Raw genomic sequence first — 25,923 nt, forward strand, 5'->3', positions numbered from 1 at the left:
ACCCCTTGTCCTGCCTGGAGTGGTGAAGGTCCATGTCGGTATCCCATGCGCAGTTGAAGGCTTTCCATGCAGTCGCCGTGTACGGCAGCTTCACGCGCGCCGCCGAGCGCCTGTTTCTCACCCAGCCGGCGGTTTCCGACCAGGTGCGCAAGCTGGAGGAGCGTTACGGCGTGCTGCTGTTCCACCGTAACAAGCGCTCGGTGCGCCTGAGCGAACTGGGCGAGCGCCTGCTCGCGGTGACCCAGCGGCTGTTCGCGATCGAGGCCGAGGCGGAGGAGCTGTTGTCCGCCTCCAGCGCCCTGCAGACCGGCACCCTGACCCTGGCGGTGGATGCGCCGGTGCACGTATTGCCGCAGATCGCGCGTTTCTGCGAGCGCTATCCGGGCATCGCGGTGCGGGTGGAGACCGGCAATACCGACGAGTCTCTGCAGCGACTGTTCAGCTACCAGGCCGACCTGGCCCTGTTGGGCCGGGACGTCAGCGACGAGCGGTTGCTTTCGCTGACCCTGCGCAACGATCCGATCGTCGCCTTCGTTTCGCTCAGCCATCCGTGGGCCGGGCGCGAGTCGATCCGCCTCGCCGATCTCGACGACATGCCGCTGGTGCTGCGCGAGCAGGGCTCGGTGACCCGCCAGACCCTGGAGGAGGAGATGAGCCGCGCCGGCCTGCGGATCCGCCCGGCGATCCAGGTCGAGGGCCGCGAGGCCTCGCGCGAGGCGGTGGTGGCGGGGATCGGCGTGGGGGTGGTGTCGGCCGCGGAGTTCGGCGCCGACACGCGGGTCCATGCGCTGCCCATCGTCGATTGCCAGCGACGCCTGACCGAGACCCTGGTGTGCCTGCGCGAACAGCGCTCGCGGCGGATCGTCGAGACCTTCCTCGACCTGGTCGGCGAGGACCTGTCGGCGCCGAGCTAGGGCGCGGCTTCGCGCAAGCGAAAAAAAGCCCGGCGGATGCCGGGCTTCGAAGTCGTGCTGGCGGGCACTCAGGCCTGCTTCTGTTCCTGCTCCAGGGACCTGTCCAGCTCGCGGCAGGCGCGCTGGATCATCACCTCGGTGATCGGGATTTCCCGGCCCTGGGCGTCGATGATGGCGCCACCGCTGTGCTGCTGCGTATTGAAGGGGATCACGCGGCGCTTGGCGGTATCGGTGTGTTGCGAATTCATTGCCCGTCTCCTCATCAGGTTTATCGGCAGTCTAGGGAGCGCAGATGAAACCGCCGTGACAAACGGCGGATGTCGTGCCGCTCCAACGCGAAAGCCATGGACCATAGCAATCTTGCAGCCGGCGTGCCAGCTTGCCGGCTACCGCTGGGTTTTTCTGGTTATAGTGGTCCGACCGGTGTGGGCGCCCTGGAGTTCGCCCGAGGATGAGTATGGACATGTTTCGCCTGGGATTGGTGGTCAATCCCCTGGCCGGGCTGGGTGGCCCGGTCGCCTTGAAGGGCAGCGACGGGGTGGCTGCCGAGGCCCTGGCCAGAGGCGCCGAACCACGTGCGCTGGAGCGCACCCGGATAGCCCTGGAGTGCCTGTTGCCGCTGGTCGAGAAGATCGAGTTCCTGACCTTTCCCGGGGCCATGGGCGGCGAGTTGCTCGAGCGCATGGGCTTCCGCCATCGCCTGCTCGGCGAGTGGCAGGGAGCGGTCAGCAGCGCGGCGGATACCCGGTTGGCGGTCGAGCGTTTGCAGGAGGCCGGTGTCGCCCTGATCCTGTTCGCCGGTGGTGATGGCACAGCACGGGATGTTGCCGGGGTGGTGCGCGAGCAACAGCCGGTGCTCGGCATTCCGGCCGGGGTGAAGATCCACTCCGGGGTCTATGCCATCAGTCCGCGCGCGGCCGGCGAATTGGCCAGGCGCCTGGTCGAGGGCGGCCTGGTGCGCCTGGCCAGCGGCGAGGTGCGCGACCTCGACGAAGAGGCGCTGCGCGCCGGCCGCGTCGCCGCGCGTTGGTACGGCGAGATGACTGTGCCGGAGGAGGGCCACTTCATGCAGCACGTGAAGCAGGCAGGGATGGAGTCCGAGGAACTGGTGCTGGTGGACCTCGCCGATTGGCTGGCGGAAAGCTGGGAAGACGGCGTGCGTTATGTGCTCGGACCGGGCTCGACCCTGCATGGCCTGGCGCGCAACCTCGGCCTGGAAACCACCCTGCTGGGCGTCGACGTGCTGGAGAATGGCGCGGTGCTCGCCCGCGACGTCGACGAGGCGCGGCTGTTCGAACTGGTGGACGGTCATCCGGCGTTCCTGCTGGTCACCGCCATCGGCGGCCAGGGCCACGTGATCGGTCGCGGCAACCAGCAGATCAGTCCCCGGGTGTTGCGCGCCATCGGCCTGGAGCGCATGCGGGTGGTCGCCACCAAGCGCAAGCTGGGGACCCTCGGGGGCCGCCCGTTGCTGGTCGACAGCGGCGACCCGGTGCTGGACGACAGCTTCCCGGACGCCATCCGGGTCTGGGCCGGCTACAAGGAAGAACTGCTGTATCCGCTGGGATACGGGAAGGACCAGGACGCGCCCGCGGGCGCCTAGGAGGAAAGGATGGACAAGGACGTATCCGGCGCGCTGCGCCGCCTGTTGCTGCTCGCCATGCTCGGACTGCCGCTGGCGGCGGCCGCTGCGGTCGAACCGCAGCGACTGGTGGATGCGGCGCGTGCCCAGGTGGGCGTAACCCTGGGCTACGACCCGGCCTACCGGCAACTGGACTATCCGGGCGGCGACGTGCCGCTGCAGACCGGGGTCTGCACCGACGTGGTGGTCCGTGCGCTGCGTGGACAGGGGCTGGACCTGCAGAAGGCGGTGCACGAGGACATGCGTCGCCACTTCGCGGCCTACCCGCAGCAATGGGGGATGAAAGGCACCGACCGCAACATCGATCACCGCCGCGTACCGAACCTGATGACCTGGTTCAGCCGCCAGGGCCTGGCACTGACGCCGAGCCGCGACGCCTCCGCCTACCGGGCCGGAGACATCGTCGCCTGGCGCCTGGACAACGGCCTGCTGCATATCGGCGTGCTTTCCGATCGCAGGCTGGAGGGCAGGCCGCTGGTGTTGCACAACATCGGTGCCGGCGTGCGGGAAGAGGACCTGCTGTTCCGCTACCAGGTCATCGGCCACTACCGCTTCCCGCAGGGCTGAATGGGCTAGGCAAGCCGCTCCAGCGGCGGATGAGCGTACCGATCCCTCCGCCGCCGCTGGACGGCGGCCAAGAAAAAACCGGCCTGCGGCCGGTTTTCCTGTCTGCCCGGGCTCAGCGGTATTCGCAGAGGTAGGCGGTGTCCTGGGCGACCTTGAGCTGGAACTTGCTGTTCGCCGGGACGGTGAACTGGCTGCCGCTGGCGTATTCCTGCCACTCGTCGCTGCCCGGCAGCTTGACCGTCAGCGCGCCGGCGACCACATGCATGATCTCCAGCTGGCTGGTGCCGAATTCGTATTCGCCTGCCGCCATCACGCCGATGGTGGCCGGGCCGGCGGTCATGTCGAAGGCGATGGATTTGACGGTGCCGTCGAAGTATTCGTTGACCTTGAACATGGGCTTCTCCTGAAGGGGTGAACAGGCGGGTTTGAAAAGGCCCGCCAGTATGCCCAAGCCTCGGAAAGGCGTCACTAGGCGGCGCGGGCCTCGTTCAATGCTCCACCGGCAATACCAGCGGCAGCAGCCGTGCGGTATTGCGGGCATCCTCCAGGGCGCGGTGCTGCTGGCCCTGGAAACTCATCCCGGCCAGTTGCAGGGCCGCGTTCAGGCCGACCGGGCGGGGCAGTTGGCGGACTTCGCCGAAGCGTTGCTTGAGATTGACGTGCGGCACTTCGCTGAGCTGGCTGGTCAGCCCGTGCTGGCGCCACTCCTGCTCCAGCTGGCGGCGGTCGTAGTCGCCCCAGCTGGCCCAGCCGGCCAGTCGCGGACGATGCTGGGCGAGCCAGCGCTCGAAGGCTTCCCAGACCGTGTCGAGATGGGCGGCGCCATCGACGTTGGCCTGGCTGATATGCGTGAGGTCGCGGCAGAAGTGGGTCAGCAGCGGCCGCCTGACCGGTCGTACGAAACGCTGGAAGTGGTCCAGTTCGCGGGCGTCCGCGGCGGCGACCAGGGTGGCGCCGATCTCGATGATTTCCATTTCCTCCAGGGGCCAGCCGCCTTCCGCGGTAGTGGCCTCCAGATCGATTACCAGCCAGTGAGGCATCGGAGCTATCCATACCAGGGTCCGCGCTGAGTATGGCGGGGCTTCCGGACCTCGGCAAACCGCTGTGCTAGGCTGCGGGATCGGATTTCGAGGAGATGACGGAATGACTGCGGTCGCATTTCTCGGCCTGGGCACGATGGGCTACCCGATGGCCGGGCACCTGCAGCGCGAGGGCTATCGCGTCTGCGTCTACAATCGCTCGTCGGCCAAGGCGCTGCGCTGGGTCGAGGAGTACGCCGGACGATACGCCGATACGCCGCGCGAGGCCTGTGCCGGCGCCGAACTGGTGTTCTGCTGCGTCGGTAACGACGACGACCTGCGTGCCGTGGCGCTGGGCGAGCAGGGCGCCTTCGCCGGAATGGCGCCGGGCAGCCTGTTCGTCGACCACACCACCGCTTCGGCGGAAGTCGCCCGCGAGCTGTCGCTGCTGGCTGCCGAGCGTGAGCTGGGCTTTCTCGACGCGCCGGTCTCCGGCGGCCAGGCGGGCGCGGTCAACGGCGCCCTGACGGTGATGGTCGGTGGCGAGGAGGCCTTCTATCGACGCGCCGAACCGCTGCTGCGCAGCTATGCGCGGATGGTCCGGCGAATGGGCGACGTGGGTAGCGGGCAATTGACCAAGATGGTCAACCAGATCTGCGTCGCGGGGCTGCTCCAGGGCTTGGCCGAGGCGCTGCACTTCGCCCAGTGCGCCGGTCTCGACGGCGAGGCGGCGATGCAGGTGATCGGCAAGGGCGCGGCCCAGTCCTGGCAACTGGAAAACCGCCACCAGAGCATGCTGGCCGGAGAGTTCGACTTCGGCTTCGCCGTGGACTGGATGCGCAAGGACCTGTCGATCCTGCTCGCCGAGGCGCGACGCAACGGCGCGCAGTTGCCGGTCACGGCGCTGGTCGACCAGTTCTACGCCGAAGTGCAGGCGATGGGCGGCGGTCGTTGGGATACCTCCAGCCTGATCGCCCGGCTACGTTCGTGACGCGGCTCAGGCGCGGAAGATGAAGTACACCGCGCCGAGCAGGCACAGGCCGGCCCAGAGGTAGTCCAGTTTCAGCGGCTGCTGCATGAAGTAGACGCTGAACGGGACGAAGACCGCCAGGGTGATGACTTCCTGCATGATCTTCAGTTGGCCGACCGAGAGTTCGGTGTAGCCGATGCGGTTGGCCGGCACCTGCAGCAGGTATTCGAACAGCGCGATACCCCAGCTGATCAGGGCGGCGATGATCCAGGGCTTGCTGTTGAGGGTCTTCAGGTGGCCATACCAGGCGAAGGTCATGAACAGGTTGGAGCAGGCTAGCAACAAGGCGGTTTGCAGCCAGACAGGCATGATGGATGGGCTCCGGAGGGCTGGGACGGCGCAGCCTAATTGGCTGCGGCGATAAAACCAAGTGGGCAGGCATCGGTCGGTAGGGGTTGGTGCTCGGAAAAGGATGAAAGGTATGCGGTTGCACAAGCGCTCGCTGGTCTGGGGCCTCGCCTTGAGCGGGCTGGCCGTCGTGCTGGCGGCCGCCTGGTGGGCGAGCCAGGCGTCGCGGGAGCCGGCTCTGTGGAGCGAGCTGCGGGTGCCGCCGGCGTTTGCCATCCCGCGCGATTTCAACCTGGGCGAATACCGCTTGAGCTGGGGCGGCAAGAGCCTCGCCCTGTCAGTGGCGGGTAGCGCCCGGCCGCCGTTGTGGGAGAGCGAGGGCGGTTTTCTCGGGGCCGGGCGGGAAAGCGCCGGTCGCCTGCAGTTGCGCTGCCAGGAGCAGAGCCTGGAGAGCTTCGAGCTGGTCGGTCGACGCTTGTCCCTGAAGGGCCACCTGCGCTGCGCCGATGGCCGGCTCAGCGCCTACGAGCTGTCGTTCGAGCCGCGCCAGGGCGGCGTGGAGGTGCGCGTCGCGCTGGCGGACAGCGAGCTGAACCGGGTCGCCCTGTCCTGGCGGCGTGGAGCGGGGGAGCGCTTGTCCGGTATCGTCGATGACGAGGCGGAAGGTCGCTCCTGGGTCTTGCCGGCCGGGGTCGCCGGCTACTGGAGTTCCGCTGGCAACGCCTTCCTCGGCCACTCGATGGCGGCGCAAACCCTCGACCTGCGCAAGCCGGGCCGGGTGCAATGGCGGGCTGCGACCGAGTCGGCCAGGGCCTGGCTGTTCGCTGCCGGCAACCGCGAGCAGTGGCAGCTTCGTAGCGCGCGTCTCGAGGCGGAAACGCGCCGCTGATCCGCCGGGCTTGGCGGCGGCCTGGCCGGTCCGTATTCTTTGCGCCCGTTCCGGACGGCTGTCCTGGCCGCTCCTCTGCCAACTTTCGGGCGAGATCCTTCCCATGCAATGTAGAGCCGGCTGCGGCGCCTGCTGCATAGCACCGTCGATTTCCTCTCCGCTGCCGGGCATGCCGGCCGGCAAGCCCGCGGGCGTACGCTGCCTGCACCTGGACGAAAACCATCTCTGCGGGCTGTTCGGCCGACCGGAGCGACCGGCTGTGTGCGGCCAGTTCGGCGCCGATCCGGAAATCTGCGGCGACAGCCGTGAGCAGGCGCTGGCCCTGATCGCGGAGTGGGAAGTCATCACTGCCGCGTGAACGGGTTGGAAGTCTGGCTGTCTCACGCCATACTGCTGCGCATCCTGCGCCGAAGGCTCAGGATCGCGGCTTGCAGGGCGTCGACCGCCCGGCCGGCGAACCGAAAATAACCATAAAGAGAGGAACAGGAACGATGCGTGGCATTTTGCGTATGACCGTGCTGGCTGCCGCAGTGTTCGGGGTGGCCGGCAATGCGCTGGCCGAAGACTGGAAGCTGGCCAAGGACGAGGACGGCGTGAAGGTCTACCTCAGCAGTGTCCAGGGCTCCAAGTACAAGGCTTATCGCGGCGTTACCGACATCAAGGCCGACGTGGCGACCATCGAGGCGCTGCAGGAGGACGTCAAGGGTTCCTGCAAGTGGATCCATGCCTGCGCCGAGATGAAACTCCTGAAGCAGGAAGGCGCCGACGCCTGGACCTACTCGAAGATCGACATGCCCTGGCCGGTCACCGGTCGCGACGTGGTCATCCATGTCACCACCGAGAAGACCGCGGATGGCACCGTGATCCGTCACCTTAAGGCCGATCCGACCTATATCCCCGAGGAAAAGGGCCAGATCCGCGTGCCCAAGCTGGTCGGCGAGTGGAAGTTGCAGCCGAAGGGGCAGGGCGTGACGGAAGTGACCTACCAGGTGGAAACCGAGCCGGGTGGCAGCATTCCTTCCTGGTTGGCCAACAGCTTCGTGGTCGACGCGCCGCTGAACACCCTCAAGGGCCTGCGTAGCGCCGCCGAGAAGCGCTGAGCGCGCCTTCCTTGCAAAAAGACCGCCTCCGGGGCGGTTTTTTTGTGTCCGGCGGAAAGGGGGCGGGCACAAAAAAGGCTGCCGAAGCAGCCTTTCTCGCCGGGCGTGACGGGTTTCAGCCGCGATCCTTGAGGGCGGTGAAGTCGCGCTGGGTGTGGCCGGTATAGAGCTGGCGCGGGCGGCCGATCTTGTAGGGGCCGGAGAGCATTTCCTGCCAGTGCGAGATCCAGCCGACGGTACGCGCCAGGGCGAAGATCACGGTGAACATGCTGGTCGGAATGCCGATCGCCTTGAGGATGATCCCCGAGTAGAAGTCGACGTTCGGGTACAGGTTGCGTTCCACGAAGTAGGGGTCGTGGCGGGCGATTTCTTCCAGCTTCATCGCCAGTTCCAGTTGCGGGTCGTTGATGCCCAGTTCCTGGAGGACCTCGTCGCAGGTCTGCTTCATGACCTTGGCGCGCGGGTCGAAGTTCTTGTAGACACGATGGCCGAAGCCCATCAGCTTGAACGGATCGTTCTTGTCCTTGGCCTTCTCGACGAACTTGTCGATGTTGGACACGTCGCCGATCTCGTCAAGCATGCGCAGCACCGCTTCGTTCGCGCCGCCATGGGCCGGTCCCCACAGGGCGGCGATGCCGGAGGCGATGCAGGCGAACGGATTGGCGCCGGAGGAGCCGGCCAGACGCACCGTGGAGGTGGAGGCGTTCTGCTCGTGGTCGGCGTGGAGAATGAAGATGCGGTCCATGGCCTTGGCCAGCACGGGGCTGATCGGCTTGGTCTCGCAGGGGGTGTTGAACATCATGTGCAGGAAGTTTTCCGCGTAGTTCAGGTCGTTACGCGGATACATCATCGGCTCGCCCTTGGAGTACTTGTACACCATGGCGGCGATGGTCGGCATCTTGGCGATCAGGCGATGCGCGGAGACTTCGCGATGCTTCGGGTTATTGATGTCCAGGGAGTCGTGGTAGAAGGCCGAGAGGGCGCCGATCACGCCGCACATCACGGCCATCGGATGGGCGTCGCGGCGGAAGCCGTTGAAGAAGGTCTTCAGCTGCTCGTGAACCATGGTGTGGTTCTTGATGGTGCCGACGAACTGTTCCTTCTGCGCGGCGGTGGGCAGCTCGCCGTTCAGCAGCAGGTAGCAGGTTTCCAGGTAGTCGGATTTCTCCGCCAGTTGCTCGATGGGGTAGCCGCGATGGAGGAGGACGCCTTTGTCGCCGTCGATATAGGTGATCTTCGACTCGCAGGAGGCGGTCGACATGAAGCCAGGATCGAAGGTGAAGTGGCCCGTGGCGGTGAGGCCCCGTACATCCACTACATCGGGACCCATGGTACCGGATAGGACGGGCAGTTCGACGGGGGCTGAGCCCTCGATGATCAACTGCGCTTTTTTGTCAGCCATGATGGCCTCCTATTTATGCTTGAAATCATCAGTACCCCCCACGCAGGGCCCGCACCACTATAGAGGGATAAATTCGAAAGTCAATTTGCGCGAATCCATGCCGTAGAGCCTTTCGTTGCGGGGTTTTCGCAGAAAAAGGGGGCTATTTACGCCTTTTATAAAAGGCCCGCAATCAACCATTTGGCGATGGGTGTTTTCGTTGTCATTAGTAGCCTAACTGTCTATACTCGGCGTCCGACCGCAAGGGGTATTCCTGGCCCGCTTTCATAGACGGTCGCCACTCCCTGGTGATGGGTACCTGACAAGTGCACTTCCCGACAACTAGCCCTGTTCGTTAGGGCTCTCAGTGTGAAAAAAGCCGTGAATAGCAAACGACCTGTAAACCTAGACCTAAGGACCATCAAACTCCCTGTCACCGCTTACACGTCCATTCTCCACCGTATCTCTGGCGTCATCCTGTTCCTCGGTATTGCCGTGCTGCTGTTCGCGCTCGACAAGTCGCTGAGTTCGGAAGAAGGCTTCGAGCAGGTGAAGGCGTGCCTGACCAGTCCCCTGGCCAAGCTGGTGATCTGGGGCCTGCTGTCTGCGCTGCTGTACCACCTGGTGGCCGGTGTTCGCCACCTGGTCATGGACGCTGGCGTCGGCGAGACGCTGGAAGGCGGTAAGCGTGGCTCCAAAATCGTCATCGCCATCGCGGTGGTGCTGATCGTTCTGGCGGGGGTATGGGTATGGTAACTAACGTCACAAACTTCTCGCGCTCCGGCCTCTACGACTGGATGGCCCAGCGCGTTTCCGCGGTCGTTCTCGCGGCTTATGTCATTTTCCTGCTGGGCTACCTCATTGCTCACCCCAACATTTCCTACGCGGACTGGCACGGCCTGTTCTCGCAGGGTTGGATGCGCATCTTCAGCCTGTTGACCCTGGTTGCCCTGAGCGTCCATGCGTGGGTCGGTATGTGGACCATCTCCACCGACTACCTGACTTCGATGGCTCTCGGCAAGGCGGCGACAGTCGTGCGTTTCCTCTTCCAGGCGGTTTGCGGCATGGCGATGTTCGCATTCTTCGTCTGGGGTGTGCAGATTCTTTGGGGTATGTGATCCATGGCTAGCATTCGTACACTTTCCTTTGACGCCATCATCGTCGGTGGCGGTGGCGCCGGCATGCGTGCCGCGCTGCAACTGGCCCAGGGCGGCCACAAGACCGCCGTGGTGACCAAGGTCTTCCCGACCCGTTCCCACACCGTATCCGCACAGGGCGGCATCACCTGCGCGATCGCTTCGGCCGACCCGAACGACGATTGGCGTTGGCACATGTACGACACCGTCAAGGGTTCCGACTACATCGGTGACCAGGACGCGATCGAATACATGTGTTCCGTCGGTCCCGAGGCCGTGTTCGAGCTCGAGCACATGGGCCTGCCGTTCTCCCGTACCGAAACCGGCCGCATCTACCAGCGTCCGTTCGGCGGCCAGTCCAAGGACTTCGGCAAGGGTGGCCAGGCCGCCCGTACCTGCGCCGCCGCCGACCGTACCGGCCACGCGCTGCTGCACACCCTGTACCAGGCCAACCTGAAGAATGGCACCTCGTTCCTCAACGAGTGGTACGCGGTCGACCTGGTGAAGAACCAGGACGGCGCGGTGGTCGGCATCATCGCCATCTGCATCGAGACCGGCGAGACCGTCTACATCCGTTCCAAGGCCGTGGTCCTGGCCACTGGCGGTGCCGGCCGTATCTACGCCTCCACCACCAATGCGCTGATCAACACCGGTGATGGCGTGGGCATGGCCCTGCGTGCCGGCGTGCCGGTGCAGGACATCGAGATGTGGCAGTTCCACCCGACCGGCATCGCCGGCGCCGGTGTACTGGTCACCGAAGGTTGCCGCGGCGAAGGCGGTTACCTGATCAACGCCCACGGCGAGCGCTTCATGGAGCGTTATGCGCCGAACGCGAAGGACCTGGCCGGCCGCGACGTGGTCGCCCGTTCCATGGTCAAGGAAGTCCTGGCCGGCAACGGCGTGGGCCCGAACAAGGACCACGTGCTGCTGAAGCTCGACCACCTCGGCGAGGAAGTCCTGCACAGCCGCCTGCCTGGCATCTGCGAACTGTCCAAGACCTTCGCCCACGTCGACCCGGTCGTCGCGCCGATCCCGGTGATCCCGACCTGCCACTATATGATGGGCGGCGTTGCCACCAACATCCATGGCCAGGCCATCACCCAGGACGCCAACGGCAACGACCAGATCGTCGAAGGCCTGTTCGCCGTGGGCGAAGTGGCCTGCGTATCGGTACACGGCGCCAACCGCCTGGGCGGCAACTCGTTGCTCGACCTGGTGGTATTCGGCCGTGCCGCCGGTCTGCACCTGGAAAAAGCGCTGAAAGAGGGCATCGACGCCCGCGGCGCTTCCGAGAGCGACCTGGAAGCCTCCTTCAAGCGCCTGAACGGCGTGAACGAGCGCACCAGCGGCGAAGAAGTCGCTCCGCTCAAGCGCGAGCTGCAAAGCTGCATGCAGAACTACTTCGGTGTGTTCCGCACCGGCGAGTACATGCAGAAGGGCATCGCCCAGCTGGCCGACCTGCGCGAGCGTATCGCCAACGTCAAGATCAACGACAAGAGCCAGGCATTCAACACCGCGCGCATCGAAGCGCTGGAACTGCAAAACCTCCTCGAGGTGGCCGAGGCCACCGCGATCGCGGCCGAGCACCGCAAGGAGTCCCGTGGCGCCCACGCCCGTGAAGACTTCGAGGAGCGCGACGACGAGAACTGGCTGTGCCACACCCTGTACTTCCCGGGTGAGAAGCGCGTATCCAAGCGTTCCGTCAACTTCGCGCCGAAGACCGTTCCGGCATTCGAACCCAAGGTTCGGACTTACTAAGGGTGCCCGCCATGTTGCAAGTGAGTGTTTATCGTTACAACCCCGACAAAGATGCTGCGCCGTACATGCAGGATTTCCAGGTCGACACCAACGGCAAGGACGTGATGGTCCTCGACGTGCTGGCGCTGATCAAGGAACAGGACGAGGGCTTCTCCTACCGTCGTTCCTGCCGTGAAGGCGTCTGCGGCTCCGATGGCATGAACATCAACGGCAAGAACGGCCTGGCCTGCATCACCCCGCTGTCGGCCGCCGGCCTGAAGGGCGGCAAGCTGGTGATCCGTCCGCTGCCCGGCCTGCCGGTCATTCGTGACCTGGTCGTGGACATGAGCATCTTCTACAAGCAATACGAGAAGGTGAAGCCGTTCCTGCAGAACGATACGCCGGCCCCGGCCATCGAGCGTCTGCAGACCCCGGAAGAGCGCGAGAAGCTGGACGGTCTGTACGAGTGCATCCTGTGCGCCTGCTGCTCGACCTCCTGCCCGTCCTTCTGGTGGAACCCCGACAAGTTCCTCGGTCCGGCCGCACTGCTGCAAGCCTATCGTTTCCTGGCCGACAGCCGTGACACCAAGACCGAAGAGCGCCTGGCTTCGCTGGACGACCCGTTCAGTGTGTTCCGCTGCCGCGGAATCATGAACTGCGTGAACGTTTGCCCGAAGGGTCTGAACCCGACCAAGGCGATCGGCCACGTGCGTAATATGCTGCTGCAGAGCGGAACCTGATCCTCTCGCAGTTGTTATATGAGTTGTACCTAGCAACACCTGTGGCGCCGGAGTTCTTCCGGCGTCGCAGCAACTAAGCGGGCCAAGCTCACAAAGCCATGGCCCAGATTTGAAAAATATGACCAGCAGGGGCATCCGGGCTGGTACCCGGACTATCTGCGGGATCTGTAGTGGCCATACCGATGTCGCTGCCTGAGGACTTCGGAGCCTTCAAGGTTTCGCCAGGTGGTTGTCCCCTTACCGAGGGTGACCTAGCATGCACGAAAGCGTAATGCAGCGGATGTGGAACAGTGCCCATCTATCCGGTGGTAACGCTGCCTACGTCGAAGAGCTCTACGAGCTCTACCTGCACGACCCTAACGCTGTGCCAGAAGAGTGGCGCACGTATTTCCAGAAGCTTCCCGCCGATGGCAATCCCGCCCCCGACGTCTCGCACTCCACAGTGCGCGATCATTTCGTCCTGCTGGCCAAGAACCAGCGCCGTGCCCAGCCGGTTTCCGCCGGTAGCGTGAGCAGCGAGCACGAGAAGAAGCAGGTCGAAGTCCTTCGTCTCATTCACGCTTACCGTCTCCGCGGCCACCAGGCTTCCACCCTCGACCCGCTCGGCCTGTGGCAGCGTCCCGCGCCTGCCGACCTGTCGATCGACCACTACGGTCTGACGGGTGCCGACCTGGACACCACTTTCCGCACCGGTGAGCTTTACATCGGCAAGGAAGAGGCGACCCTGCGTGAAATCGTCGACAGCCTGAAGAGCACCTATTGCGGTACCTTCGGCGCCGAGTTCATGCACATCGTCGATTCCGAGCAGCGCAAGTGGTTCCTCCAGCGCCTGGAAAGCGTGCGTGGCCGTCCCGGCTTCTCCGCCGAGGCGCGTGCGCACCTGCTCGAGCGCCTGACCGCGGCCGAAGGCCTGGAGAAGTACCTGGGCACCAAGTACCCGGGCACCAAGCGTTTCGGCCTGGAAGGCGGCGAAAGCCTGATCCCGATGGTCGACGAGATCATCCAGCGCTGCGGTTCCTACGGCGCCAAGGAAATCGTCATCGGCATGGCCCACCGCGGTCGCCTGAACGTCCTGGTCAACACCCTGGGCAAGAACCCGCGCGACCTGTTCGACGAGTTCGAAGGCAAGAAGATCGTCGAGCTGGGCTCCGGTGACGTGAAGTACCACCAGGGCTTCTCCTCGAACGTGATGACCAGCGGCGGCGAAGTCCACCTGGCGCTGGCGTTCAACCCGTCCCACCTGGAAATCGTTTCCCCGGTGGTCGAGGGTTCCGTTCGTGCCCGCCAGGACCGTCGCAAGGACAGCTCCGGCGACAAGGTGGTACCGATTTCCATCCACGGCGATGCCGCCTTCGCGGGGCAGGGCGTGGTCATGGAAACCTTCCAGATGTCGCAGACCCGCGCCTACAAGACCGGTGGCACCATCCACCTGGTGATCAACAACCAGGTCGGCTTCACCACCAGCCGCCAGGACGATGCGCGTTCCACCGAGTACGCCACCGACGTGGCGAAGATGATTCAGGCGCCGATCTTCCACGTCAACGGCGACGATCCCGAAGCCGTGCTGTTCGTCACCCAGCTGGCCGTCGACTATCGCATGCAGTTCAAGCGTGACGTGGTCATCGACCTGGTCTGCTACCGTCGCCGCGGCCACAACGAGGCGGACGAGCCGAGCGGCACCCAGCCGCTGATGTACCAGCAGATCGCCAAGCAGCGTACTACCCGCGAGCTGTACGCCGATGCGCTGGTGAACGCCGGCGTGCTCAGCGCCGAGCAGGTTCAGTCGAAGATCGACGACTACCGCGATGCCCTGGACAACGGCCTGCACGTGGTGAAGAGCCTGGTCAAGGAGCCCAACAAGGAACTGTTCGTCGACTGGCGTCCGTACCTGGGCCATGCCTGGACCGCCCGTCACGACACCCGCTTCGACCTGAAGACCCTGCAGGAACTGTCCAGCAAGATGCTGGAAGTGCCGGAAGGCTTCGTGGTTCAGCGCCAGGTTTCGAAGATCTACGAAGATCGCCAGAAGATGGCGGCCGGTGGCCTGCCGATCAACTGGGGCTTCGCCGAGACCCTGGCCTACGCGACCCTGCTGTTCGAAGGCCATCCGGTACGGATGACCGGCCAGGACGTCGGCCGTGGCACCTTCTCGCACCGTCACGCGGTGCTGCACAACCAGAAGGACGACTCGGTCTACGTACCGCTGGCCAATCTGTTCGATGGCCAGCCGCGCCTGGATATCTACGATTCCTTCCTTTCGGAAGAGGCCGTGCTGGCGTTCGAATACGGTTTCGCCACCACCACGCCGAATTCGCTGGTGATCTGGGAAGCCCAGTTCGGCGACTTCGCCAACGGCGCCCAGGTGGTCATCGACCAGTTCATCACCAGTGGCGAAAGCAAATGGGGCCGACTCTGCGGCCTGACCATGCTGCTGCCGCACGGCTATGAGGGGCAGGGTCCGGAACACTCCTCCGCGCGCCTGGAGCGCTACCTGCAGCTCTGCGCCGAGCAGAACATCCAGGTCTGCGTGCCGACCACCCCGGCTCAGGTCTACCACATGCTCCGCCGTCAGGTGATCCGCCCGCTGCGCAAGCCGCTGGTGGTGATGACGCCGAAGTCCCTGCTGCGTCACAAGCTCGCCATCTCGACCCTGGAAGATCTGGCCAACGGTTCCTTCCAGACCGTGATCCCGGAAATCGACAGCCTGGATCCGAAGAAGGTCGACCGCGTCGTGCTGTGCAGCGGCAAGGTGTACTACGACCTGCTGGAGAAGCGTCGCGCGGAAGGCCGCGAAGATACCGCGATCGTCCGTATCGAGCAGCTGTATCCGTTCCCGGAAGACGACCTGGCGGAAGTTCTGGCTCCCTACAAGAACCTCAAGCACATCGTCTGGTGCCAGGAAGAGCCGATGAACCAGGGCGCCTGGTTCTGCAGCCAGCATCACATGCGTCGTGTCATCGCCGCGCACAAGAAGGGCCTCAATCTCGAGTATGCCGGCCGCGAAGGCTCCGCTGCTCCGGCTTGCGGCTACGCCTCGATGCACGCCGAGCAGCAGGAAAAACTGCTGCAAGACGCCTTTACTGTTTAACGCCTACGCGCTGAAGAAACCGAATTTAAGGAAACGCACACAATGGCTATCGAAATCAAAGCCCCAACCTTCCCGGAATCGGTCGCCGACGGCACCGTCGCCACCTGGCACAAGAAGCCGGGCGAAGCGGTCAAGCGCGACGAACTGATCGTCGACATCGAGACCGACAAGGTGGTCATCGAGGTTCTCGCCGAGGCTGACGGCGTGCTGGCCGAGATCATCAAGAACGAAGGCGACACCGTTCTGAGCAACGAGCTGCTCGGCAAGCTGAACGAAGGCGGCGCCGCCGCTCCGGCCGCTCCGGCTGCCGCTGCGCCCGCCGCCGCTCCGGCTGCCCAGGCCGCCGCTCCGGCCGCCGCTGGCGGCGACGACGCCATCCTGTCCCCGGCCGCGCGCAAGCTGGCCGAGGAGGCCGGTATCGATCCGAACAGCATCGCCGGCACCGGCAAGGGCGGTCGCGTGACCAAGGAAGACGTGGTCGCTGCGGTCGAAGCGAAGAAGAACGCCCCGGCCGCCCCGGCCAAGCCTGCCGCCCCGGCTGCCGAGGCGCCGATCTTCGCCGCCGGCGACCGTGTCGAGAAGCGCGTGCCGATGACCCGCCTGCGGGCCAAGGTCGCCGAGCGCCTGGTCGAGGCGCAGTCCGCCATGGCCATGCTGACCACCTTCAACGAGGTCAACATGAAGCCGATCATGGACCTGCGTTCGAAGTACAAGGACCTGTTCGAGAAGAAGCACAACGGCGTGCGCCTGGGCTTCATGTCCTTCTTCGTCAAGGCCGCCACCGAGGCGCTGAAGCGCTTCCCGGGGGTCAACGCTTCCATCGACGGCAACGACATCGTCTACCACGGCTACCAGGACATCGGCGTTGCCGTTTCCAGCGACCGCGGCCTGGTGGTTCCGGTACTGCGTAACGCCGAGTTCATGAGCCTGGCCGAGATCGAGGGCGGCATCGCCAACTTCGGCAAGAAGGCGAAGGAAGGCAAGCTGACCATCGAAGACATGACCGGCGGCACCTTCACCATCTCCAACGGTGGCGTGTTCGGTTCCCTGCTGTCGACCCCGATCGTCAACCCGCCGCAGACCGCCATCCTCGGCATGCACAAGATCCAGGAGCGCCCGATGGCCGTGAACGGCCAGGTGGTGATCCTGCCGATGATGTATCTGGCGCTGTCCTACGACCACCGTCTGATCGACGGCAAGGAAGCGGTGAGCTTCCTGGTGGCGATCAAGGACCTGCTGGAAGATCCGGCTCGCCTGCTGCTGGACGTCTGATTTAGCGTTTCTCTTCACGGCGGCCCCCTCGTGGGGCCGTCCGGTTTCACCCGAATAAGGATTGAGATATGAGCCAGAAATTCGACGTGGTAGTGATTGGTGCCGGCCCCGGCGGTTACGTTGCCGCCATCCGCGCTGCCCAGCTGGGCCTGAAGACCGCCTGCATCGAGAAGTACATCGGCAAGGAAGGCAAGGTGGCGCTCGGCGGTACCTGCCTGAACGTTGGCTGCATCCCGTCCAAGGCGCTGCTGGACAGCTCCTACAAGTACCATGAGGCCAAAGAGGCCTTCAAAGTCCATGGTATCGAAGCCAAGGGCGTCACCATCGACGTTCCGGCGATGGTTGCGCGCAAGGCCAACATCGTCAAGAACCTGACCGGCGGCATCGCTACCCTGTTCAAGGCCAACGGCGTGACCTCCTTCGAAGGCCACGGCAAGCTGCTGGCCAACAAGCAGGTGGAAGTGACCGGTCTGGACGGCAAGACCCAGGTCCTGGAAGCCGAGAACGTGATCATCGCTTCCGGCTCCCGCCCGGTGGAGATCCCGCCGGCCCCGCTGACCGACGACATCATCGTCGACTCCACCGGCGCCCTGGAATTCCAGGCCGTGCCGAAGAAGCTGGGTGTGATCGGCGCCGGCGTCATTGGCCTGGAGCTGGGTTCGGTATGGGCCCGCCTGGGTGCCGAGGTGACCGTGCTGGAAGCCCTGGACAAGTTCCTCCCGGCTGCCGACGAGCAGATCGCCAAGGAAGCCCTGAAGGTCCTGACCAAGCAAGGCCTGAACATTCGCCTGGGCGCCCGCGTGACCGCTTCGGAAGTGAAGAAGAAGCAGGTCACCGTGACCTTCACCGATGCCAACGGCGAGCAGAAGGAAACCTTCGACAAGCTGATCGTCGCGGTCGGCCGTCGCCCGGTGACCACCGACCTGCTGGCCGCCGACAGCGGCGTGACCCTGGACGAGCGTGGCTTCATCTACGTCGACGACCACTGCAAGACCAGCGTTCCGGGCGTCTTCGCCATCGGTGACGTGGTTCGCGGCGCGATGCTCGCGCACAAGGCCTCGGAAGAGGGCGTGATGGTCGCCGAGCGCATCGCCGGCCACAAGGCGCAGATGAACTACGACCTGATCCCGTCGGTCATCTACACCCACCCGGAAATCGCTTGGGTCGGCAAGACCGAGCAGACCCTCAAGGCCGAGGGCGTCGAAGTCAACGTCGGCACCTTCCCGTTCGCCGCCAGCGGTCGCGCGATGGCTGCCAACGACACCACCGGCCTGGTCAAGGTCATCGCCGATGCGAAGACCGACCGCGTCCTGGGCGTCCACGTGATCGGCCCGAGCGCCGCCGAGCTGGTACAGCAAGGCGCGATCGGCATGGAATTCGGCACCAGCGCCGAAGACCTGGGCATGATGGTCTTCTCCCACCCGACGCTGTCCGAGGCCCTGCACGAAGCTGCCCTGGCGGTGAATGGCCATGCCATCCACATCGCCAACCGCAAGAAGCGCTGAGTGATCCGACGCCCCGGTTCACGCCAGGGGCGTCACAGCGACGCGGGACGCGTCGTCCGTCAGGCCAGGACAGGTTCCTGGCCTTGTCGGGTCCGGGTTCTGTAGAATCCACGGTTTGCCGCCTGCGTCGGGATGACGCAGGCGGCAGACTTTCAGAAGAACCACGGCGGGTGAGCGCCGGCGACCGTTGCGAGGTGGCCGCGGGCGTATGCCGCCGGACTGTTTTTTCGCGAGCCGGGTGGTTCGCGAAGCGACGGTCACAGGTGGTGGGGTGCCACGAGCGCTCCGCCGAAATGCGCAATACCTAGACGAATAACGGTAGACAAGCATGAATCTCCACGAATATCAGGGTAAGCAGCTGTTCGCTGAATACGGCCTGCCTGTATCCAAGGGCTTTGCCGTAGACACCCCCGAAGAGGCCGCAGAAGCCTGCGACAAGATCGGCGGCAGCGAGTGGGTCGTCAAAGCTCAGGTGCACGCCGGCGGCCGCGGTAAAGCGGGCGGTGTGAAGCTGGTGAAGAGCAAAGAGGACGCCAAGGCGTTCGCCCAGCAGTGGCTGGGCAAGAACCTGGTGACCTACCAGACCGACGCCAACGGCCAGCCGGTCAGCAAGATCCTGGTGGAGTCCTGCACCGACATCGACAAGGAGCTGTACCTCGGCGCCGTCGTCGATCGTTCCAGCCGCCGCATCGTGTTCATGGCTTCCACCGAAGGTGGCGTGGACATCGAGAAGGTCGCCCACGACACTCCCGAGAAGATCCTCAAGGCCACCATCGACCCGCTGGTCGGCGCGCAGCCGTACCAGGGCCGCGAGCTGGCCTTCCAGCTGGGCCTGAAGGGCGACCAGATCAAGCAGTTCACCCATATCTTCGTCGGCCTGGCGAAGCTGTTCCAGGACTACGACCTGGCCCTGCTGGAAGTGAACCCGCTGGTGATCAAGAAAGACGGCAACCTGCACTGCCTGGATGCCAAGATCAACATCGACAGCAACGCCCTGTACCGTCAGCCGAAGCTGCGCGCCATGCACGACCCGTCCCAGGACGACGCCCGTGAAGCCCATGCGCAGAAGTGGGAGCTGAACTACGTCGCGCTGGAAGGCAACATCGGCTGCATGGTCAACGGCGCCGGCCTGGCCATGGGTACCATGGACATCGTCAACCTGCACGGCGGCAAGCCGGCCAACTTCCTCGACGTTGGCGGCGGTGCGACCAAGGAGCGCGTGACCGAAGCGTTCAAGATCATCCTGTCCGACAGCAACGTGAAGGCTGTCCTGGTGAACATCTTCGGCGGCATCGTGCGTTGCGACATGATCGCCGAAGGCATCATCGGCGCCGTCAAAGAAGTCGGCGTGAAGGTTCCGGTTGTCGTCCGCCTGGAAGGCAACAACGCTGAACTGGGTGCCAAGGTCCTGGCCGAAAGCGGCCTGAACATCATCGCGGCAACCAGCCTGACCGACGCTGCCCAGCAAGTCGTCAAGGCCGCGGAGGGTAAGTAATGAGCGTCCTGATCAACAAAGACACCAAAGTCATCTGCCAAGGCTTCACCGGTAGCCAGGGCACCTTCCACTCCGAACAGGCTATCGCCTACGGCACCAAGATGGTCGGCGGCGTGACCCCCGGCAAGGGCGGCACCACCCACCTCGGCCTGCCGGTGTTCAACACCGTCAAGGAAGCCGTGGAAGCCACCGGCGCCGAAGCCTCGGTCATCTACGTTCCGGCTCCGTTCTGCAAGGACTCGATCCTGGAAGCGGCATTCGGCGGCATCAAGCTGATCGTCTGCATCACCGAAGGCATCCCGACCCTCGACATGCTGGACGCCAAGGTCAAGTGCGACGAGCTGGGCGTACGCCTGATCGGCCCGAACTGCCCGGGCGTGATCACTCCCGGCGAGTGCAAGATCGGCATCATGCCGGGTCACATCCACCTGCCGGGCAAGGTAGGCATCGTGTCGCGTTCCGGCACCCTGACCTACGAAGCCGTGAAGCAGACCACCGACGCCGGCTTCGGCCAGTCCACCTGCGTGGGCATCGGCGGCGACCCGATCCCGGGCTCCAACTTCATCGACATCCTGAAGCTGTTCCAGGAAGATCCGCAGACCGAAGCCATCGTCATGATCGGCGAGATCGGCGGTTCCGCCGAAGAAGAAGCCGCGGCCTTCATCAAGGCCAACGTGACCAAGCCGGTGGTGTCCTACATCGCTGGTGTGACTGCCCCTCCGGGCAAGCGCATGGGCCACGCCGGCGCCATCATCTCCGGCGGCAAGGGCACCGCGGACGAGAAGTTCGCCGCCCTGCAGGACGCCGGTGTGAAGACCGTGCGTTCCCTGGCCGACATCGGCAAGGCCCTGGCCGAGCTGACCGGTTGGGAAGTGAAGAAGGCCTGATTTCCCGGGTTTTCTGAGTTCCAGGACGAAGGCCACCGCCTCACAGCGGTGGCCTTCGTCGTTCTATCGCATCCGTCAAACGAATGTTGCCGCGATGCGCTATCATTGCCAACGGTTCGTGTCCGACAAAACCCCGGGCGCGCCACGCATCATCCCGCAGGCCAGCGCGCCTGCAGCTATAGCGCCACATGGCCCTCAAAAGGGGTCGGGCGGCTTGACCGGTCCTCCTCATCCGGAAGGACGATGTTTCCTAACACCCCCAAAGGGAAACCCCGAACAACCGAGACTTCTGCCAGTGGTACATCCTCCTATGACTCATTTGAAAGGGTTCGACCTGCTCGCCCTTGGCTTCATGACGTTCGCGCTTTTTCTCGGCGCGGGTAACATCATCTTTCCTCCCAGTGCCGGCATGGCGGCGGGCGAACACGTATGGAGCGCGGCTTTCGGCTTCCTCCTTACCGGTGTCGGCCTGCCGTTGCTGACGGTGGTCGCCCTGGCCCGGGTCGGAGGCGGTATTGGCCGCCTGACCCAGCCGATCGGGCGGCGCGCGGGAGTGGCGTTCGCCATCGCCGTCTATCTTGCCATCGGCCCGCTGTTCGCCACCCCGCGTACAGCCGTGGTGTCCTTCGAGATGGGCGTCGCGCCTTTCACCGGGGACGGCGGCGCGCCGTTGCTCGTCTATACCGTCGCTTACTTCTCCGTGGTTCTGTTCCTGGTGCTGAACCCGGGTCGCCTTGTCGACCGGGTCGGAAAGGTCATCACGCCGGTGCTGCTGTCGGCCCTGCTGGTTCTTGGCGGCGCGGCGATCTTCGCGCCGGCGGGAGCGATCGGCAGCAGTTCCGGCGAGTACCAGAGCGCGCCCCTGGTGCAGGGTTTCCTGCAGGGCTACCTGACCATGGATACCCTCGGTGCCCTGGTCTTCGGTATCGTCATCGCCACCGCCATTCGCGACCGCGGCATCAGCGACAGCCGGCTGGTCACGCGCTATTCCATGATCGCCGGGATCATCGCCGCCACCGGCCTGTCCCTGGTCTACCTGGCGCTGTTCTATCTTGGCGCCACCAGCCAGGGCATCGCCGGCGACGCCCAGAATGGCGTACAGATCCTCACCGCCTATGTGCAGCAGACCTTTGGCGTTTCCGGCAGCCTGTTGCTGGCGGTGGTCATCACCCTGGCCTGCCTGACCACGGCGGTAGGGCTGATCACGGCGTGCGGCGAGTTCTTCAGCGACCTGCTGCCGGTTTCGTACAAGACGGTGGTGATCGTGTTCTCGCTGTTCAGCCTGCTGGTCGCCAACCAGGGACTGACTCAGTTGATCAGCCTTTCGGTACCGGTTCTGGTGGGACTCTATCCGCTCGCCATCGTGCTGATCGCCCTGAGCCTGTTCGACCGCCTCTGGGTGTCGGCCCCGCGGGTGTTCGTGCCGGTGATGATCGTCGCGCTGCTCTTCGGCATCGTCGACGGGCTGGGGGCGGCCAAGCTGAACGGGTGGGTGCCGGACGTCTTCGCCAAGCTCCCGCTCGCCGATCAAAGCCTTGGCTGGCTGCTGCCGGTATCCATTGCGCTGGTCCTGGCAGTCGTTTGCGATCGGCTGCTGGGCAAGCCGCGCGAAGCGGTCGCCTGAGACGTCAGGCGAACCCCAGGAAGGCCGCCTCCGGGCGGCCTTTTTCATGAGCCGACGAAAGTCGTGTCCTGGCCGCGGTGAGCGGCGTCCCAACGGCGCGAAACAACGGCGGGGCGATTCCCGGCCGGCTCAAGAGGGAGTTTTCATGACCGCCGAACTCGGCATTTTCAACGGGCACCTGCCGCAACACCTGCTGGCGGCGCTCTGGTTCCTGTTCTGCTGGGTGGGCTACACCCGCTACGCCACCTGGAAGGGCCGCGACACCGCCTGCCTGGCCAGCGTCCTGCACCTCTACCGGGAGGACTGGATGCGCCGGCTGCTGCTGCGCGACAACCGTATCGCCGACGCCAGCGTGATCGGCAACCTGGAGCGCAACGCGTCGTTCTTCGCTTCCAGCACGCTGATCATCCTCGCCGGCATCCTCACCCTGCTGGGCTCCACCGATCGCGCCGTCTCGGTACTGGCCGACCTGCCGTTCGTGGAGGAGGCCAGCCGGGGACTGTCGGAACTGAAGCTGCTGTGCCTGGCAGTGGTCTTCGTCTATGCCTTCTTCACCTTCAGCTGGTGCATGCGCCAGTACAACTTCGCGGCGATCCTGGTCGGCTCGGCACCGATGATCGGCGAGCGCAACGTCGGCGAGCTGGAGCGCAAATCCTTTGCCGAGCGTGCCGCCCGGGTCATCTCGCTGGCGGCCAACCAGTTCAACTTCGGCTTGCGCTCGTACTATTTCGGCCTGGCCATGCTCGCCTGGTTCATCAACTCCTGGTTCTTCATGCTGGTGACGGCCGGCGTGGTGCTGGTCCTGTATCGCCGCGAGTTCCATTCGGACGTGCTGGAGGTGATGGTCTACACCGAGACCGCAATCGCCGAAAGCCCGCGGGAAGGCGAGGGCGAGGTGCCCAGAGGCTGAATCCCGGGCATGAAAAAGCCCGCTTGCGCGGGCTCTTTCAGGGTACGTCAACGAGAACTTATTGCTGGTTCTGTTGCGGTTGCTCCGGAGTCGGTGCCGGAGTCTGCGGGGTTGCCGGAGTGTCGCTCGACGGCGCCGGGGCGCTGGGCTCGGCAGGGGGAGTAGCCGGAGCGCTCGGCTGGGTCTCGGTAGCCGGAGCTGCCGGGGCCGCTGCCTTGTCTTCCTCTTTCTTGTCGCAAGCGGCCAGGCCAAGGCTGGCAGCGAGCAGCAGGGCAAGAGTTACGGTCTTTTTCATCGTTTAGCCTCCATGTGCGGCTTTCCTCGTTGTAGCCCTTTGAACATTTGCGCTGGCGTGAAGTTCCACACACTTCGACTATTTCGATCGTTATGTCCAAAACCCCGGCTGTCGGGGCTTTGGCGGCAGGGTATGATTCGCCCTCCAGAAAACTCCCAGCAAGGTCGCCGTCATGTCGGAAAATCCTCTCCTCGAGCGCGCCCGGCGCTTTCTCTCGGCCTTGCGTCATTGCCAGGTGCTGGGGTTGACGGTCGAGGCCGCCGACGAGAAAGGACTGACCCTGCGCCTGCCCTACAGCCAGGCGATCATCGGCAACCCGGAAAGCGGGGTCGTCCACGGCGGCGCGATCACCACCCTGATGGACACCACCTGCGGTATTTCCACGGTCTGCGTGCTGCCGGACTTCGAGATCTGCCCGACGCTCGACCTGCGCATCGACTATATGCATCCCGCCGAACCGCACAAGGATGTCTATGGCTTCGCCGAGTGCTACCGGGTCACGCCGAACGTGATCTTCACCCGCGGCTTCGCCTACCAGGACGATCCGGGCCAGCCCATCGCCCATGTCGTCGGCGCCTTCATGCGCATGGGCGGTTCGGCTCGCTCCGGGGCAGCCAGGCCGGCCGCGCAGGGAGGTGCGGCATGAGCCCGACCAGCCTCGAGCAACTGGTCCGCGACGCGCGCCGGAACAACGACTACAGCCCGCTGGTGGAGCTGATCCCGTACGCCAAGCTGCTCGGCATCGAATGCCTGCGCCTGGGCGACGACATGGTCTTCCGCCTGCCGGCGAACAAGGACAACATCGGCAACCCGACCCTGCCGGCCATCCATGGCGGTGTGATCGCCGGCTTCATGGAGCATGCGGCGATGTTGCACCTGCTGACTTTCATGAGCATTCCGCACCTGCCGAAGATCATCGATTTCTCCATCGATTACCTGCGTGCCGGGCACTTCCGCGATACCTACGCGCAATGCCAGGTCTGGCGCCAGGGGCGACGGGTGGCGAACGTCGCGATCAACGCCTGGCAGACCACCCAGGGCGAGCCCATCGCCACCGCGCGGGCGCATTTCAAGGTGGACGAGCCGTGAGCCGTACGCTGCGGAAAGTGGGCTGAGGATATCGCGATGGATGCCTTGCTGATTCTGGGCGGCCTGCTGCTGATGGTCGCCGGCTATATCTGGGTCATCGTCCTGGCCTTCGGTACCGGTCTGCTGTGGGGTTACGGCAGCCTTTTCCCGCCGGTGGCGCTGGCCTATATCGGCGTGCACTGGCGTACGGCGCGCAAGGGCGTCGGGCTGGCCGCGCTGGGTTGCATCCCGCTGGTGGTCGGCCTGGCGCTGCTGGCCAGTCACGACGCTGCGCGACTGGAGGCGATCCTCAGCCTGCGCTGGCTGAAGCCGGAGGCCAGGCCGCCGGCGGAACTGGCCATCGCGCTCAGCGGGGAGTTCAACGGCAAGCCTTTCGCGCCGCAGAGCGGCGAGTTGATCGGCGGCGTGCTGAGCCTGCGCCAGGGGCACGATTTCTACGCCCAGCGCGAGCTGCAGATCCGCCTTCCGGCACAGCCGCTCGGGGCGCTGCGCCTGGACGTGCTGCCCGAGGACGGCGGCGCGTTGCCAGAAGTCGAGCTGAGCTGGCTGCAACCGGAGCAGGACCTGCCCGAGGCGCGTCGTCTCCTGCGTGGCTATACCTTGCACCTGGACCTGCGGCCCAAGGCGCCGAACCGCCTGGAGGGCGAGTTCCACCTGAGCCTGCCGAGCGACTACCGGACCACCCTCAGCGGCCACGTCGAGCTGTATACCGACCGGCTGCGCTATCGGCACGGCAAGGTCGACCTGGGCTACGACTCCGACGATACCCTGGCCCTGGTCTTGCGCGACTATCTGCAGCGACGCTTCGCCAGCCGCGACGTCAGCCTCGTGCGGGCGCCGTCCTGGCGCGCGGCCAGCCATGCGCGGCCGCTGCGTATCGAGGCCCTGGTGGCCGGCCAGACTCAGGTGCTGGAGCTGACGCTGGAGAAGAACGCCCGGCGGGAGTGGACGGTGCGCGGCGACGCGTTCCCCGCCTTGCCGGCGGAGCCTGCGACCGTGGCCGCGGCGGCGCCGCCCGAGCCGCAGGCGCTGCCGGCGCCGGGCAACGCCACCCTCGACCTGGAGCTGGTCCAGGTCGAACCGCAGCGCTACAGCCAGCGCCTGGTCAAGGCCACTACGGTACGCGGGCGTATCGCCGAGGGCCGTTTCACCGGCCTCGACAGCGAGGGGCGCCTGGTGATCCGCCGGGAAATGCCCGGTGCGGGGGAGGCGAGCTACCTGTTGCGCCCGGCGGAGATCGCCCGTCTCGAACTGCTCGAACGCTAGTCGTCGCACGACGGTGCGCGGTTTTTTCGCATAAGCGCTTGAAAAGCCG

At 65.0% G+C, this 25,923-nt stretch carries 27 protein-coding genes; 21 read left to right on the forward strand and 6 right to left on the reverse strand.

The features are described 5' to 3' along the window. Positions 1-32: 32 nt before the first annotated feature. A complete protein-coding gene (locus tag HMPREF2924_RS09535) occupies positions 33-914 on the forward strand; it encodes a LysR substrate-binding domain-containing protein (protein WP_003132941.1) in 882 nt (293 codons plus the stop codon). A 68-nt stretch (positions 915-982) separates the two neighbouring features. Here HMPREF2924_RS09535 and HMPREF2924_RS09540 read toward each other — a convergent pair whose 3' ends face one another. Next, the gene (locus tag HMPREF2924_RS09540) at positions 983-1,162 is read right to left on the reverse strand and encodes a PA1571 family protein (RefSeq protein WP_003087367.1); all 180 of its coding nucleotides are present in this window, start codon (positions 1,160-1,162) and stop codon (positions 983-985) included. A gap of 209 nt (positions 1,163-1,371) precedes the next feature. On the opposite strand from HMPREF2924_RS09540, the gene HMPREF2924_RS09545 reads away from it, so the two are divergent. Further along, complete coding sequence (locus tag HMPREF2924_RS09545; RefSeq protein ID WP_003132940.1) at positions 1,372-2,517, forward strand: ATP-NAD kinase family protein; 1,146 nt, start codon at positions 1,372-1,374, stop codon at positions 2,515-2,517. Positions 2,518-2,526: 9 nt separating this feature from the next. Further along, positions 2,527-3,123, forward strand: a complete 597-nt coding sequence (locus HMPREF2924_RS09550; RefSeq protein WP_003087371.1) for a DUF1287 domain-containing protein — start codon at positions 2,527-2,529, stop codon at positions 3,121-3,123. 112 nt (positions 3,124-3,235) lie between these two features. Here HMPREF2924_RS09550 and HMPREF2924_RS09555 read toward each other — a convergent pair whose 3' ends face one another. Further along, positions 3,236-3,517: a pyrimidine/purine nucleoside phosphorylase gene (locus HMPREF2924_RS09555; protein WP_003087375.1), complete on the reverse strand. Its 282-nt coding sequence runs from the start codon at positions 3,515-3,517 to the stop codon at positions 3,236-3,238. 94 nt (positions 3,518-3,611) lie between these two features. After that, positions 3,612-4,163 carry a 3'-5' exonuclease gene (locus HMPREF2924_RS09560; protein WP_003087377.1) on the reverse strand — a complete coding sequence of 184 codons (552 nt, stop codon included), beginning with the start codon at positions 4,161-4,163 and terminating at the stop codon, positions 3,612-3,614. A 103-nt stretch (positions 4,164-4,266) separates the two neighbouring features. Between HMPREF2924_RS09560 and HMPREF2924_RS09565 the strand changes: the two genes are divergently transcribed. Beyond that, positions 4,267-5,133: an NAD(P)-dependent oxidoreductase gene (locus tag HMPREF2924_RS09565; protein WP_003132935.1), complete on the forward strand. Its 867-nt coding sequence runs from the start codon at positions 4,267-4,269 to the stop codon at positions 5,131-5,133. Between the two features lie 6 nt (positions 5,134-5,139). Here HMPREF2924_RS09565 and HMPREF2924_RS09570 read toward each other — a convergent pair whose 3' ends face one another. Continuing rightward, on the reverse strand, positions 5,140-5,481 hold the full coding sequence (locus HMPREF2924_RS09570; RefSeq protein WP_003087393.1) for a DMT family protein: 342 nt from the start codon (positions 5,479-5,481) through the stop codon (positions 5,140-5,142). Between the two features lie 112 nt (positions 5,482-5,593). Here HMPREF2924_RS09570 and HMPREF2924_RS09575 point away from each other — a divergent pair, with 112 nt between their 5' ends. From HMPREF2924_RS09575 to HMPREF2924_RS09585, 3 genes are all read left to right on the forward strand, one after another. Further along, positions 5,594-6,349: a hypothetical protein gene (locus tag HMPREF2924_RS09575; protein ID WP_023094783.1), complete on the forward strand. Its 756-nt coding sequence runs from the start codon at positions 5,594-5,596 to the stop codon at positions 6,347-6,349. Between the two features lie 103 nt (positions 6,350-6,452). Further along, the gene (locus tag HMPREF2924_RS09580; RefSeq protein ID WP_003087397.1) at positions 6,453-6,707 is read left to right on the forward strand and encodes a YkgJ family cysteine cluster protein; all 255 of its coding nucleotides are present in this window, start codon (positions 6,453-6,455) and stop codon (positions 6,705-6,707) included. A gap of 133 nt (positions 6,708-6,840) precedes the next feature. Further along, a complete protein-coding gene (locus HMPREF2924_RS09585) occupies positions 6,841-7,449 on the forward strand; it encodes an START domain-containing protein (RefSeq protein WP_003104390.1) in 609 nt (202 codons plus the stop codon). A 115-nt stretch (positions 7,450-7,564) separates the two neighbouring features. Here HMPREF2924_RS09585 and gltA read toward each other — a convergent pair whose 3' ends face one another. Then, a complete protein-coding gene (gene gltA, locus HMPREF2924_RS09590) occupies positions 7,565-8,851 on the reverse strand; it encodes a citrate synthase (RefSeq protein ID WP_003087400.1) in 1,287 nt (428 codons plus the stop codon). Between the two features lie 348 nt (positions 8,852-9,199). Between gltA and sdhC the strand changes: the two genes are divergently transcribed. From sdhC to HMPREF2924_RS09645, 11 genes are all read left to right on the forward strand, one after another. After that, positions 9,200-9,586, forward strand: a complete 387-nt coding sequence (gene sdhC, locus HMPREF2924_RS09595; protein WP_003104388.1) for a succinate dehydrogenase, cytochrome b556 subunit — start codon at positions 9,200-9,202, stop codon at positions 9,584-9,586. Next, positions 9,580-9,948, forward strand: coding sequence for a succinate dehydrogenase, hydrophobic membrane anchor protein (gene sdhD, locus HMPREF2924_RS09600; protein ID WP_003104386.1), 369 nt, complete (start codon positions 9,580-9,582; stop codon positions 9,946-9,948). The genes sdhC and sdhD overlap by 7 nt, the downstream gene beginning before the upstream one ends. Before the next feature lie 3 nt (positions 9,949-9,951). Continuing rightward, entirely contained in the window at positions 9,952-11,724 is a 1,773-nt protein-coding gene (gene sdhA / locus HMPREF2924_RS09605) for a succinate dehydrogenase flavoprotein subunit (protein ID WP_003087407.1), read from the forward strand. An 11-nt stretch (positions 11,725-11,735) separates the two neighbouring features. Then, the gene (locus HMPREF2924_RS09610; protein WP_003087410.1) at positions 11,736-12,443 is read left to right on the forward strand and encodes a succinate dehydrogenase iron-sulfur subunit; all 708 of its coding nucleotides are present in this window, start codon (positions 11,736-11,738) and stop codon (positions 12,441-12,443) included. A gap of 256 nt (positions 12,444-12,699) precedes the next feature. Then, positions 12,700-15,531 carry a 2-oxoglutarate dehydrogenase E1 component gene (locus tag HMPREF2924_RS09615; RefSeq protein ID WP_003087413.1) on the forward strand — a complete coding sequence of 944 codons (2,832 nt, stop codon included), beginning with the start codon at positions 12,700-12,702 and terminating at the stop codon, positions 15,529-15,531. Between the two features lie 42 nt (positions 15,532-15,573). Further along, a complete protein-coding gene (gene odhB / locus HMPREF2924_RS09620; protein ID WP_003114264.1) occupies positions 15,574-16,803 on the forward strand; it encodes a 2-oxoglutarate dehydrogenase complex dihydrolipoyllysine-residue succinyltransferase in 1,230 nt (409 codons plus the stop codon). A 68-nt stretch (positions 16,804-16,871) separates the two neighbouring features. Continuing rightward, complete coding sequence (gene lpdA / locus HMPREF2924_RS09625) at positions 16,872-18,308, forward strand: dihydrolipoyl dehydrogenase (RefSeq protein ID WP_003087422.1); 1,437 nt, start codon at positions 16,872-16,874, stop codon at positions 18,306-18,308. 328 nt (positions 18,309-18,636) lie between these two features. Beyond that, a complete protein-coding gene (gene sucC, locus HMPREF2924_RS09630) occupies positions 18,637-19,803 on the forward strand; it encodes an ADP-forming succinate--CoA ligase subunit beta (protein ID WP_003087425.1) in 1,167 nt (388 codons plus the stop codon). Continuing rightward, positions 19,803-20,690: a succinate--CoA ligase subunit alpha gene (sucD, locus tag HMPREF2924_RS09635; protein ID WP_003087428.1), complete on the forward strand. Its 888-nt coding sequence runs from the start codon at positions 19,803-19,805 to the stop codon at positions 20,688-20,690. The genes sucC and sucD overlap by 1 nt, the downstream gene beginning before the upstream one ends. A 310-nt stretch (positions 20,691-21,000) precedes the next feature. Continuing rightward, positions 21,001-22,314: a branched-chain amino acid transport system II carrier protein gene (gene brnQ / locus HMPREF2924_RS09640; RefSeq protein ID WP_003132922.1), complete on the forward strand. Its 1,314-nt coding sequence runs from the start codon at positions 21,001-21,003 to the stop codon at positions 22,312-22,314. 145 nt (positions 22,315-22,459) lie between these two features. Next, positions 22,460-23,224 carry a DUF599 domain-containing protein gene (locus tag HMPREF2924_RS09645; protein ID WP_003111671.1) on the forward strand — a complete coding sequence of 255 codons (765 nt, stop codon included), beginning with the start codon at positions 22,460-22,462 and terminating at the stop codon, positions 23,222-23,224. 58 nt (positions 23,225-23,282) lie between these two features. Here HMPREF2924_RS09645 and HMPREF2924_RS09650 read toward each other — a convergent pair whose 3' ends face one another. Next, positions 23,283-23,519: a hypothetical protein gene (locus tag HMPREF2924_RS09650; RefSeq protein WP_003087435.1), complete on the reverse strand. Its 237-nt coding sequence runs from the start codon at positions 23,517-23,519 to the stop codon at positions 23,283-23,285. 172 nt (positions 23,520-23,691) lie between these two features. Between HMPREF2924_RS09650 and HMPREF2924_RS09655 the strand changes: the two genes are divergently transcribed. Genes HMPREF2924_RS09655 through HMPREF2924_RS09665 form a run of 3 tightly spaced genes read left to right on the forward strand, consistent with a single transcriptional unit; the run spans position 23,692 to position 25,874 of the window. Then, positions 23,692-24,165 carry a PaaI family thioesterase gene (locus HMPREF2924_RS09655; protein ID WP_003087438.1) on the forward strand — a complete coding sequence of 158 codons (474 nt, stop codon included), beginning with the start codon at positions 23,692-23,694 and terminating at the stop codon, positions 24,163-24,165. Then, positions 24,162-24,608: a PaaI family thioesterase gene (locus HMPREF2924_RS09660; RefSeq protein WP_003087441.1), complete on the forward strand. Its 447-nt coding sequence runs from the start codon at positions 24,162-24,164 to the stop codon at positions 24,606-24,608. The genes HMPREF2924_RS09655 and HMPREF2924_RS09660 overlap by 4 nt, the downstream gene beginning before the upstream one ends. Positions 24,609-24,644: 36 nt before the next feature. Next, entirely contained in the window at positions 24,645-25,874 is a 1,230-nt protein-coding gene (locus tag HMPREF2924_RS09665) for a hypothetical protein (protein WP_009877910.1), read from the forward strand. The last annotated feature ends 49 nt before the right edge of the window (positions 25,875-25,923 follow it).

The sequence above is a fragment of the Pseudomonas sp. HMSC063H08 genome (genome assembly GCF_001813645.1).
Lineage (GTDB): Bacteria > Pseudomonadota > Gammaproteobacteria > Pseudomonadales > Pseudomonadaceae > Pseudomonas > Pseudomonas aeruginosa.